At 61.4% G+C, this 11,535-nt stretch carries 10 protein-coding genes, 2 tRNA genes and 3 pseudogenes; 7 read left to right on the top strand and 8 right to left on the bottom strand.

The genetic code is table 11. The annotated features are described in order from the left end of the window. Positions 1-78: 78 nt before the first annotated feature. From BN1133_RS19600 to mepA, 7 genes and pseudogenes are all read right to left on the bottom strand, one after another. Positions 79-1,081: pseudogene (locus tag BN1133_RS19600) on the bottom strand (transposase). Positions 1,082-1,199: 118 nt separating this feature from the next. Continuing rightward, a tRNA-Ser gene (locus BN1133_RS06260) sits at positions 1,200-1,287 on the bottom strand. Between the two features lie 150 nt (positions 1,288-1,437). After that, positions 1,438-1,525 (bottom strand) — tRNA-Ser (locus tag BN1133_RS06255). Between the two features lie 270 nt (positions 1,526-1,795). Further along, positions 1,796-2,413, bottom strand: coding sequence for a TPM domain-containing protein (locus BN1133_RS06250; protein ID WP_050665687.1), 618 nt, complete (start codon positions 2,411-2,413; stop codon positions 1,796-1,798). 15 nt (positions 2,414-2,428) lie between these two features. Continuing rightward, complete coding sequence (locus tag BN1133_RS06245; RefSeq protein ID WP_050665686.1) at positions 2,429-3,142, bottom strand: TPM domain-containing protein; 714 nt, start codon at positions 3,140-3,142, stop codon at positions 2,429-2,431. Continuing rightward, the gene (locus BN1133_RS06240; protein ID WP_050665685.1) at positions 3,139-3,732 is read right to left on the bottom strand and encodes a LemA family protein; all 594 of its coding nucleotides are present in this window, start codon (positions 3,730-3,732) and stop codon (positions 3,139-3,141) included. Before BN1133_RS06240 ends, BN1133_RS06245 begins: the two co-directional genes overlap by 4 nt. 59 nt (positions 3,733-3,791) lie before the next feature. Then, a complete protein-coding gene (mepA, locus tag BN1133_RS06235; RefSeq protein ID WP_050665684.1) occupies positions 3,792-4,526 on the bottom strand; it encodes a penicillin-insensitive murein endopeptidase in 735 nt (244 codons plus the stop codon). Between the two features lie 134 nt (positions 4,527-4,660). On the opposite strand from mepA, the gene BN1133_RS06230 reads away from it, so the two are divergent. Next, a complete protein-coding gene (locus tag BN1133_RS06230; RefSeq protein WP_050665683.1) occupies positions 4,661-5,209 on the top strand; it encodes a hypothetical protein in 549 nt (182 codons plus the stop codon). 181 nt (positions 5,210-5,390) lie between these two features. After that, on the top strand, positions 5,391-5,672 hold the full coding sequence (locus tag BN1133_RS06225; RefSeq protein ID WP_081606482.1) for an RNA recognition motif domain-containing protein: 282 nt from the start codon (positions 5,391-5,393) through the stop codon (positions 5,670-5,672). Positions 5,673-5,739: 67 nt separating this feature from the next. Here BN1133_RS06225 and BN1133_RS06220 read toward each other — a convergent pair whose 3' ends face one another. Next, complete coding sequence (locus tag BN1133_RS06220) at positions 5,740-6,633, bottom strand: aldo/keto reductase (RefSeq protein ID WP_050665682.1); 894 nt, start codon at positions 6,631-6,633, stop codon at positions 5,740-5,742. Between the two features lie 174 nt (positions 6,634-6,807). Between BN1133_RS06220 and BN1133_RS20280 the strand changes: the two are divergent. The 5 genes and pseudogenes from BN1133_RS20280 to fabV all read left to right on the top strand — a co-directional run. Beyond that, positions 6,808-6,957, top strand: a pseudogene (locus BN1133_RS20280) (AAA-type ATPase lid domain-containing protein); the annotation flags it as partial. After that, a pseudogene (locus BN1133_RS20275) lies at positions 6,946-7,044 on the top strand (formate dehydrogenase accessory sulfurtransferase FdhD); the annotation flags it as partial. The pseudogenes BN1133_RS20280 and BN1133_RS20275, both read left to right, overlap by 12 nt. A gap of 66 nt (positions 7,045-7,110) precedes the next feature. Beyond that, the gene (locus tag BN1133_RS06210) at positions 7,111-7,515 is read left to right on the top strand and encodes a transcriptional regulator (RefSeq protein WP_050665680.1); all 405 of its coding nucleotides are present in this window, start codon (positions 7,111-7,113) and stop codon (positions 7,513-7,515) included. 166 nt (positions 7,516-7,681) lie between these two features. Continuing rightward, positions 7,682-10,237, top strand: a complete 2,556-nt coding sequence (locus BN1133_RS06205) for a hypothetical protein (protein ID WP_050665679.1) — start codon at positions 7,682-7,684, stop codon at positions 10,235-10,237. A gap of 103 nt (positions 10,238-10,340) precedes the next feature. Further along, positions 10,341-11,534 (top strand): enoyl-ACP reductase FabV, encoded by a 1,194-nt coding sequence (gene fabV / locus BN1133_RS06200; RefSeq protein WP_050665678.1) that lies wholly within the window; start codon positions 10,341-10,343, stop codon positions 11,532-11,534. The last annotated feature ends 1 nt before the right edge of the window (position 11,535 follow it).

Raw genomic sequence — 11,535 nt, 5'->3', positions numbered from 1 at the left:
CAAACGGGAAGGCCTTTTTGCGTTGGTGCAGTTAGCTATGTAGTATCGCCGGTATTTAGGGGCACTCAAAAGTAGAGGTTATGCGGCCTGTGCCCGGCGCTGTTTCGGCGTGTAGCCACCCAGTGCCATATTGGGCCGCTCATGGTTATAAACCCACAACCAGTTCTGTAGTGGCCAAGTAAAACTGGCCACGGTTTTATAAGCAGCCCAATACTGCCGCTCAGATTCGTTCGGGGTTAAACCGCTCGATGTAGGCATTCTGCTGCGGGTTGCCTGGCTGGATATACCTCAGCCTCCCTCTTGCTTTACCCAGCGCTTGAGCTCCTTCGCTGATGTATTCCTGGCCATTGTCACAGCGGATTACGGCCGGTTTGCCCTGCCACTCGATCACCTGCTCCAGCGCCCGTTTGACCCAAGGAAAAATCCACCTCGATGCACAGTGCTTCGCGGTTGAAGTCGCCGATCACATTAAACAACCGCACCGAGCGGCCATCGCTGAGTTGGTCATGCATGAAGTCCATCGACCAACACCGATTAGGCTGGTCGGGGACGGCCAACGTCTCCGGTTTGGCACGCACCAGCCGTTTCTTGGGTTACTGAGCTGCAGCGCCCGATAGATCCGGTATACCCGCTTGTGGTTTCATCCAAAGCCTTTGGATACAGGAAGCAGAGCCTGAAGCCCCAGCTGCGCTGGTTGGCGGTGAGGCGCAGTAGCCAGTCGGCAATCTCCTGATTTTCATCGGCCAGCACGGGCGGATAGAGATGCCGTAGTGAACCACGGCCTTGGTCGCCATCTCCCGGCGGGAAGATGGCGCCACCACTTTTTTGCCATGACCTCGGCGATGATCTCGACCTTGAGGCGCTCCTCGGCATACCTCTTCTTAAGGCGGCGGTTTTCGTCCCCCAGCTCTTTGAGACGAGCCATGAGGGAGGTATCCATCTCGCCGAATTTGGAACGCCACCCGTAGAAGGTCGTGGTGCTGATGCCATGCTCGCGGCAGAGCTCCGCGACGGGTGAACCGGCCTCGGCTTGTTTGAGGACAGCGATGATCTGGGCACCGCTAAAGCGTGATGCTTTCATGTAGAACCTCCTGCATTCACAGTACGGGAAAATTCTACTTATGAGCACCTCAGGTTTTCGGGGGGATGACCAGAGCAAGAAACGAAGAAGGGCCCACCTGAGTGGACCCTTTTGAATTTGGCGGTGAGGGAGGGATTCGAACCCTCGATACGTTGCCGTATACACACTTTCCAGGCGTGCTCCTTCAGCCACTCGGACACCTCACCAAATTGTTTTTGGTTTCTTGTTGGTGGCTGCGCGGAGCACGCTTTGCGTGCTTCTTGATGTCGACCTTGTCGACGGGCAGCCACTCGAACGCTAAACCAAATTATCGATTGTTTTTACGTGGTCAATCGCCACGGCACTCTGTCGTAATTTGGCGGTGAGGGAGGGATTCGAACCCTCGATACGTTGCCGTATACACACTTTCCAGGCGTGCTCCTTCAGCCACTCGGACACCTCACCAAATTGTTTTCGGCTTAACGTCAGTGGCTGTGCGGAGCACGCTCTGCGTGCTTCTTGATGTCGACGTTGTCGACGGGCAGCCACTCGGACACTTCACCGAAAAGTGTTGATGGTGGATTAACGTGGCCCATCGCCACCGCCCCGGCCTTGTCGCTGGAACGGGGCGTAATCTAGGGGAAAGCCGGTGTGGGGTCAACCATTTTTCCCCTTATTTTTCATGTTCTTTGCCGTTTGCGCAGGGGGTAGGCAAAGGTCGCATACTTTCTCGCCTTATGGCTGATCCAGCACTACCAGATCATCCGAGAGCTCGTTGCGATCATGGGTTGGCGGGAAGGCGTCGGCCAGGACCTCGCCGGTACGGCGCACACACTCCACGAAGCCATTTTCGACCTTGCCACGACGCACTTCGGCAACGAAATCGTCGATGATCTCCTGCCATACCTGGTTGTCGATATGCTGGGCCACCCCGTCATCGACCAGGATCTCTACATAGTGCTCGGCAACCGAGACAAAGATAAGCACGCCGAGGCGCTCACGGGTGCGATGCAGTCCTTGCTCGATAAACTGCAGCCTGGCCATCAGGGAGGCGCGATGGCGCTTCACCGAGGCGGGAACCAGCAGCATCTTGATGGGACGCCACTGAAACAGCAGGGTGAGCAGCAACCAGACGCCCCACTGGATCATCAAGACGTCGTGCCAGGCCAGCCAGAGACCGAGCTCGTGGAGTACCAGGGGGGTGAGCATGGCGAGCAGAGCGGCCCAGAGGGTCGGGATAAAGCGATACCCGTCGCTGGCCGGGGCCAGCACGGTAACCAACTCGGCATCGGTGGCCTGCTCGACCTTCTTCACCCGAGCGTTGAGGGTGTGAATAAATTGCTTGGATAACATTGCTGGGTCCTCGAATTACCAACCACCGGAGGCGCCACCGCCACCGAAACTGCCGCCACCGCCGCGAAAACCGCCGCCACCGGATCCGCCCGACAGACCACTGCCGCCGCCGATGTAGATACCGCGTCGGCCACCGCGACCTCCACCACCCCGGCCACCTCGGAAGGTTTGCAGCAGGATCATGATGATCACCATGATGACGAAGAGCCAGAAGCCGTTATCCTGCTTCTCTTCACTCTGTGCCTGATATTGCCCTGCCAGGGCCTGCTCGATGGCGGTGACACCGGCATCGATGCCGGCAGCCATGTCTCCCTGACGGAACTGGGGCAGGATCCGGGTCTGAATGATGTTGGAGGCAATGGCATCGGGCAGATCGCCCTCCAGGCCGTAGCCCACTTCGATGCGAACCTTGCGATCCTGAGGAGCCACGATCAAGAGCAGACCATTATTTTTGTCCTTCTGGCCGATGCCCCAACGGCGGCCCAGCTGATAGCCGATCTCTTCGATGGGATAGCCTTGCAGGGAGGGGAGGGTGACCACCACCAGTTGAATGGTACTCTGGCGCTCGAACCGGGCGAGGCGGTTGGTCAGGCTCTGGCGCTGGCCGGCATCGAGCAGCCTGGCCTCATCGACGACCCGGCCACTTAAGGCCGGAAAACCGGGGGCCGCCTGCAGTGCAAAGGTGCAAAGCAGTAGCAAGAACAACCAAGGTCGGGGAACCGCGCTCATTGGAAGCTCACCTTGGGAGCCTCGTCGCTACCCGGTTTGGCACTGAAGCCGGGCTTGGCGTCGAGATCCGAGTAGAGCAGCTTGGACCAGATGACGCCGGGGAAGGTGCGGATCTCGGTATTGAAGCGGCGCACCGACTCGATATAGTCGCGTCGTGCCACGCTGATGCGGTTTTCAGTGCCCTCCAACTGGGCTTGCAGCGTCATAAACTGCCGATCAGCCTTGAGCTCGGGGTAGCGTTCGACCACGACCATGAGGCGGGAAAGGGCGCTCGAGAGTTGATTTTGGGCCTGCTCATAAGCCTGAAACTGGGCCGGATCGCTCACCTGCACGCTGCCCACCCGGGCGCGGGCATCGGTAACGGCTTTGAGGGTCTCTTGCTCGTGCTTGGCATAACCTTGCACGGTGGCCACCAGGTTGGGGATGAGGTCGGCGCGGCGCTGATACTGATTCTCCACCTGGGCCCAGCTCGCCTTGACCTGCTCATCGAGCTCGGGAATGGTGTTGACGCCACAGCCTGTGAGCATAAAAAGCAGGGGGATCAGGGCCAGCATCTGTTGCAGGCGGCGCCGTAACGTGCGCTCTATCATCTTGTTCTCCTTAATGATTTGAGTCGTATCACCATATCAGGTTGGTATGGGATTGAACATCATCCACAGCGCTCGGGCAGCGGGGGGGGTGGGCGTACCCGAGAGACCCTGGGTAACTGGGGCTTGTCTTTGAGCCAGGAGGCGAGCTCTTCGCCACAGCCATTACCGGGTGGGATCGGCGCCTGGTTTACACACTCCGGGCTGCCCGGCGGGCAGCTCAGGCGCACATGAAAATGGCTGAAGTGCCCGACCCAGGGACGCAACTTGCCAACCCAGGCGGCGTTGGGCGCACGGCGACACACCTCACCCTTGATGGCCGGGTTGATAAAGATGCGCTCCACCCGGGGAGATTGGGCGGCCAGACGAAGCAGAGTCATCTGCTGTTGGCCGAAGCGACCCGGTAAGAGGCGATAGCTGGGCTCGTCGATGAGGGGCCACTCACGCGGGGCATCACGCTCGTTGTCCCCGATGGGCTTGTCGCTCATGCGAAACCAGATATCCGCATCGAGGCCTGTCTGGTGGCTGCTGTGTCCACTGCGAAAGGGGCCGCCGTGGGCCATGGCCAGATCGGCAATATAGAGGTTGGGCAGCCCCGCCTGACGGGTTTGGCGCGCCAGCCGCTCCAGATAGTCGATAAGATCCGGATGACCGTAATAGCGCAGCCGCTTGGCACGGATCACCTCGTAGCCTGTGCCCGAGAGGGGGAGCGCCTCGGCGCCTTTCAGACAGCCGGCGGCATAACTGCCGATGGCCTCTGCCTGCAAGGCGGCGGTGAGTAACAGGGTTGCGAGCATAAAAACCGGGCTCCTGGCTGGGTGTCGTCATGAAAACGGTGGGAAGAGCATACCAACAACAGAGGGCGACAGGCACTCCCTTGCCAGCGACTTGGCCGGTCGCCACAATAGGCCCCCGATCTCAGGAGTCTACTATGCCCCCGCTTACCGTGACCGCTCTCAGTCGTCGTACTGAAACCACCCTGTTGATGCCCGCCGCACATGCCTATCGACCTGTGATTGCCCTGATCTTGCTGCTGGCCCTGCTGGCGAGCAGTTGGGGGGCCGCCGGTTGGGGAGCCATGGATGCAGCCCGTTGGGCGGCACTCACGTTTGGGGGCCTGGTCGCGCTGATGCTTCTGTTGCCCCGCAGCTGGCAGCCCTGGCGGCTGGCCGAGCTGGGCTGGGACGAGAGGCACCTCTATCTGCTCTGCCCGAGTCGGGATCTGGCCCTGGCACTGCCTCGCAGCGTGCTTTACGGGGTGTGTCTCGAGCGTCAGCTTGGACATCAGGGGGAGTGGCTGGGCTTTGCCCTGGATCTCACACTTGATGAGGCACAGTTGGCAGAGGCGCTCGCCCTGCTCCAGCTGGGGCGAGAGCAGGCCTACGAGATCAGTCCCGGCATCTATCGCTTCGCTTTTCGCCGCGCCTGGCACAGCCAGCGTGCACTAAAGCGGGTGTTGGCCCCCCTGCAGGAAGGCTGACTAATTTCTCGACAATTCAGTCTAAAGACCGGATACTGCCCAAGGAGTGACTTGCCTGTTTGCTGTGGTTTGGCTGTGACAGGGAAGGCCGGGAGAGTCCCGGCAAGCAGCCCGAAGGGTTGTGCCCTTACCTTGGGGTGGTGAATGCACAGTGAAGGCACCTGAATCGAGAGTGGATGGCATGAAGATTTATGTAGGAAATCTGTCGTACCGGATGACCAATGACGAACTGGAGCGGATTTTTTCTCAGTTTGGTCAGGTCGAGAAGGCTGACATCATCATGGATCGTGAAACCGGCAAGTCCAAGGGTTTCGGGTTTATCGAGATGCCGGTTGGCAGCGAAGCCGAGGCGGCGATCAAGGGGCTGCATGGCACCGAAGTCGGTGGTCGTACCCTGACCGTCAACCAGGCCAAACCGAAAACGGATGCGCCGCGCCGTCCACCGCGCTCACCGCGCCACTAATGCAGCGATGCAACAAGAGAAGGCACCCATGGGTGCCTTCTTCGTTTTTGTTTGAAGCAACCCGGGCTCAGGGGACGTCATAGCCCAGTGCCGCCTTGCGGATGCGAAACCACTGCTGACGCGACAATCCAATAGCGACAGCGTTTGCCGCCTGTGCGATCCGCTCGCGTTTGCCCGAGCCCAGGATGGGCAGTGGCCTGGAGGGGAGCATCAGCACCCAAGCGTAGACCACCTGCTCGATGCTATCACAACCCAGCTCGGTACGGATCGCCTCGAGCTCCTGGCGAAGGGGCTGATACTCGGGCGCGCTGAACAGGCGGCCACCGCCGAGACAGGACCAGGCCATGGGGCGGATCCCCAGCTGCTGACATTGATCCAGAGTGCCGTCCAGGGTCACGCCCTGCTGGAGGGGCGAGATCTCCACCTGGTTGGTGACCAGAGGGAAGGGAAGGCGGGACTGCAGCAGGGTGAACTGGCTCGGGGTGAAGTTGGACACCCCGACGTGGCGTACCTTGCCAGCCTCTTTAAGGCGCACGAAGGCATCGGCAACCTCGTCAGCCTCCATCAGGGGGTCGGGTCTGTGAATGAGCAGCAGATCCAGACAATCGACACCGAGGTTGGAGAGAGAGCGCTCGGCACTCTCGATGATGTGATCGCGGCTCGTGTTGTAGTGGTTGAGCCGGTGGGCCGGATTGGCGGTCAGCGCAATACCACATTTACTCACCACCTCCATGCGATCGCGCAGGGAAGGCTCGAGACGCAGGGCGGCACCAAAGGCCGCCTCACACCGATATCCGCCGTAGATATCGGCGTGATCTATGGTGGTGATGCCGAGATCGAGGTGAAATTTCATGAAATCGAGCAGCTCGGCGGCAGAGAGCTGCCACTCCATCAGGCGCCAATAGCCCATGATAAGACGGGAGAACTCGGGCCCTTGGGGGTGCAAAGAGAGGCGTTGCATGGTGAAAGCTCCGTGATGACAAGGGTCCCATCTTGGCCAAGGTAGAGGTGGGTGGCAAGAGAGGGGCACCTCCTGGTTCGAACTCTGGTTCTATCTGTTGACGGGAACGGGTCATCACCCGGGCTTTTGGGTTAAAAACGGTGTCATTAAGTTCCCATGTCGGTGAATCAGATCATACCGCTGCTGGTCAACTTCTTTATCAAGAAGATCGCCAAGCGGATGCGCCGCACCATCACCGCCATTCCTGCCGATGCCATGAAGATGCTGGTCTCGCGCCTCTGGTACGGCAACATCCGCGAGCTGAAGAACGTTATCGAGCGGGCCGAGCAGACCGGCCTCACCCTGGCGGGCTTCTGTCGGCCCGGCCGGGCCGAAATCTACAGAGGTCATCAGCGACTGTTGTCGGAGTGATGCCTTGATCCCGAGGGGGGGCAGTGACAAGATGAGGCCCGTTTTCACTCGAGCCGGAGTCTTCTTATGTCCGGATTTGCCGAGCGCCTGGCTGTGCTCATCGGGGAGGGGAGCATCAGCGCCTTCGCCCGCAAGGTGGGCCTCTCCGAGGCGCTGATCCGTAAATACCTCAAGGGGGCCGAGCCGGGCCTGGCCAAGGCCAACCAGATCGCCATGGGGGCCAACTGCTCTCTGGAGTGGCTCGCCACCGGCTGCGGTTACCTCTACCGTCAGGCCGAAGTGGTCGACAGGGAGGCCCTGCTGGCCGCCCGCAGCCTGCTCGCCGAGCAGGAGAGCCTGCCGCCCCTGGAGACCGAACAGCTGGTCAGGCTGCTTGCCTATTACCAATTCCTGCGTACCCACAAGAAGGGGGACGGCTTTCTCGATCTGGCCTTCGCCCGGGAGTTTGGCCGCCGCCTAGAGGATGCCTGAGCCCTGTTGCCTCGACCGCCGGCAAGGCGGGGTGACGATATTACCTTCTGTTATCTCTTTTCAATAAAGACTCGGTTAAGTCTAAGTTCAGCCTGGCATGACTAGGTTGAAGCGTGGACCGCCTTCGTGCCGGGGGGCGGTATATCCCCTGGACATGGAGTCACCGATGAAATATCGCATCATACGTCTGGATGAGCTGATGGCTCACGACGCCCTTCATATCGAAGCCCATCTTGCCCATGCGCACGTTGACGCGCCGCCGGGCATGAGCAAGGCAATGGTGTGGCGGGGGCTCGAGTCCGGAGAGCTGCTCCTGTTGGCCGACACGCCCGATGTCGCCCTGCTGAAGCCGGGAGCCCAGGGGGAGTGGCTGATCAGCGAGCGCGCGGCGCCACTGGTGAGCCAGGAGGTGCAGACGCGGGTGCAGGGTCGGCTCGGGGCGAGACAGGGCCCGAGCGGAATGAGGGGCGCCGCGGCACCCTCCCAAGGGGGGCAGGTGGCGGGGGGATCGGGGGAGGCGTATCCCTACCCGAGCGAGGTGATCGTCCAGGATACCGAGCCCCGCGAGGTGTTTCACTACGCGCTGCAGGTGACCTGCCCACCCGCCTCCCTGCAGCGCTTTATCACTCCCCATTTCACGTTGGCCGGGACGGCGCAGGAGCAGGAAGTGACCCTGATGCCACAACCGGATCCATGGGGGACGCGCTGGGTGGCCACCACCCGAACCGCCCTGCCCCGGGGCTTGCGGGTCATGAGAGGGGGGCGCTGTCATGAGGGGCTGGGCATTGCCGAGGTGACGCCACAATCGACCCCGGGAGTCGTGAGGGAGCGTTATCTGGCCCTCATGCCCACGGTGCGGCTCGGTCAGCGGTTGGTCTTTCCCGCTCACGGTTATTACTACCACTTCGTCGCAGGGCGCCTGGCCCAGGAGTATGAGATTGTCTCGGGATGGGCCTTTGCGCGTACCCGCAGCGCCGGTGGGCGGCTGGTCGATGAGCGCGATGAGGGGCTCCAGTCTGCCCTGCTGGTCTTTGACCAAGTCGACGGGGCCGCGCCGGGTGAGCAGCACCTGGCCTATTGCCCGCAGCGCCTTGAGCAAGACGAGCTCGATGCCATCTCTCCCGAGTGGTTGCAGGCTCACGCCCTGCGCCTCGATCTGGCGGCTGTGCACAGCGCCATCGGCGAAGGCGCCGATGCCCCCACCGGCTCCCAGCGGGCACCCGCCGAGATAAACGCGGCCGCCAGTAGCCACTACCCCTGTGGCCAGACCCATCTCGACAGCGGGCGCCGCTACTTTGCCATTCGCAGTGCGCAGCTGGTGGACAGGCATATTCCCCTGTTCAACCTGTGGCGGGTCTCTGCTCGTGTGGCCTATGTGATCAACACCATCTTGCCTTACGGGGAGCTGGCGCGACTGCCCGAGGTAGTGGCGGCGATGACCCGGGGATTGGCGGCCGACACTCTGCAGCGGGTGGCCATCGTGCTGGGGGTTAACGGCCCGGAGGCGGCCGGCGAGGCCGTAAGGGCGGCCGTGGCACAGGCTAATGGGGGGCTGGCCAACCTGGCCGTTGAGGTGCAGCTGGTGCCCATGACGTTTAGGGGCAGCAAGTTTCCCTACGGCACCATGCGAAACACGCTCATGTACAGCGAGGCGACCTTGAGTCTGGTGCGCCACTTTGCCGGGCTGGGGTGGGCGCCCTATCTGTCGTTTCAAGACTTCGACACCGGCTCGCGCTTGCTGGAAAGCGGCCTGCATATTTTCGACGATATCGATGCCAGGTTGGCCGAAGACGAGAGCGGCGGCACCCTGCGTCCCCTGATGATCGCGGGTGGTTACCGGCCGCAGCCGCGAGAGAGGCTGATCGCGATGACGGCGGCGCGCTATCCCGACCACCTCATGCCACAGGCGCACCGGCAAAAGCTGGATGCCTTCGAGGCGGCCATTCGGGAGGACATGGGGATCCGGGTTCGCTACGCCGCCCTGGATCCCATGCTCCCTTATGCCCCCGAACCCAACCTCTTTATCGATGGCACCCTCTTGCTAAGGGAGGGGGCGCGACCCGCGTTCAGTCCCAATGGTGCCGAGTACGAGGGGCTCTCCTCCAGCCTGGTTGCCTGTAACAGGGCCGAGCTGGAGGCGCATTTTGCACCTCGCTTCGAGGCGGCCGGCGAGGCGCCGGTGCCGGTGAGTCGACACCCGGTGGCGCAGCCCGCCCTATTGGCTCCCGATCGGGAGGAGATTGCCAGCCAGTTGGAGATAGCGTCGCAGACCAACCGACACCCCTGGCGGGGCATCTCGTTTCTCCTCGACTTCACCATGACGGTGGAGACGGATCTGTCGCGGCTCGCCTACTCCTATCTCTCCAAAAACAAGCTGCCCCAGCTGCATAATCTGACCTATCTGGTCACTCGACTGTTCCAGACCCGGGGGGACAAGAAGGGGGTGAAGCTCAGCGAGATCCGAACCCGCTTTGACTATGAGGCCGCCATGGCGGCGGCGATGGAGGCGGGTTTTGAGCCGGTGCGGGAGTTTCTGGAGCGGCACCGGCAAGAGCTGGTCGGGATGGAGGGGGCCCGTTTTGCCGATTACTTTGCCCAGCGCTTTAGCGAGCAGGGGGTGTTTGCCGATCGCCACTATAACGTCCCCCCCTCACACCAGGCCGCTTTTGCGTATCAGGTGGCCATCGAACCGGCACTGGCCAAGCGGCGACGTCTTGAATAAGCCAGCCTGAGCAGGGGCTATTTAACACATCAGAGCACCCAATCGCGTCACAATGGGGTATCTTATGCCCCGATTTCATCCATAAAACGGATCAGAGACTCGTATGATTATCAAACCCAAAGTTCGCGGCTTTATCTGCACCACCACCCATCCGGTCGGTTGTGAGGCCAACGTTCGTCGTCAGATCGCCTATGTCCAGTCCAAGGGTGCCATCGAGAACGGCCCCAAGAAGGTGCTGGTGATCGGTGCTTCCACCGGTTACGGCCTGGCCTCACGGATTGCTGCCGCCTTTGGCTCCGGCGCCGCTACCCTGGGCGTCTTCTTCGAAAAAGCGGGTACCGAGTCCAAGCCGGGCACCGCCGGCTGGTACAACTCCGCCGCCTTTGACAAGGCCGCCAAGGAAGCCGGTCTCTACGCCAAAAGCGTCAACGGCGATGCCTTCTCCAACGAGTGCCGCGCCAAGGTGATCGAGCTCATCAAGCAGGATCTGGGTCAGATTGATCTGGTGGTCTACTCCCTGGCCTCTCCGGTGCGCAAGATGCCGGAAACCGGCGAAGTGGTGCGCTCTGCCCTCAAACCCATCGGCGAGGTTTACACCACCACCGCCATCGACACCAACAAGGATCAGATCATCAGCGCCACCGTCGAGCCGGCGAATGAGGAAGAGATCCAGAACACCATCACCGTCATGGGCGGTCAGGATTGGGAGCTGTGGATGGCGGCCCTGCGCGATGCGGGCGTGCTGGCTGACGGCGCCAAGTCGGTAGCTTACTCCTACATCGGTACCGATCTGACCTGGCCCATCTACTGGCATGGCACCCTGGGCCGCGCCAAGGAAGACTTGGACCGCGCCGCCACCGCCATCCGTGGCGATCTGGCCGCCAAGGGGGGGACCGCCCATGTGGCCGTGCTCAAATCCGTGGTGACCCAGGCATCAAGCGCCATTCCTGTGATGCCGCTCTACATCTCCATGGCCTTCAAGATCATGAAGGAGAAGGGCATTCACGAGGGGTGCATGGAGCAGGTGGATCGCATGATGCGTACCCGCCTGTACGGCGCCGATCTGGCGTTGGACGAGCAGGCCCGTATCCGCATGGATGACTGGGAGCTGCGTGACGACGTGCAGCAGACCTGCCGTGACCTGTGGCCCTCCATCACCACCGAGAACCTCTCTGAGCTGACCGATTACACCGGCTACAAGCAGGAGTTCCTGCGCCTGTTCGGTTTCGGGCTGGACGAGGTGGACTACGACGCCGACGTTAACCCGGACGTGAAATTCGACGTGGTCGAGCTGTAAT

Source organism: Aeromonas schubertii (assembly GCF_000820105.1).
Classification (GTDB): domain Bacteria; phylum Pseudomonadota; class Gammaproteobacteria; order Enterobacterales; family Aeromonadaceae; genus Aeromonas; species Aeromonas schubertii.
This window is presented reverse-complemented; position numbering and strand designations above follow the sequence as displayed.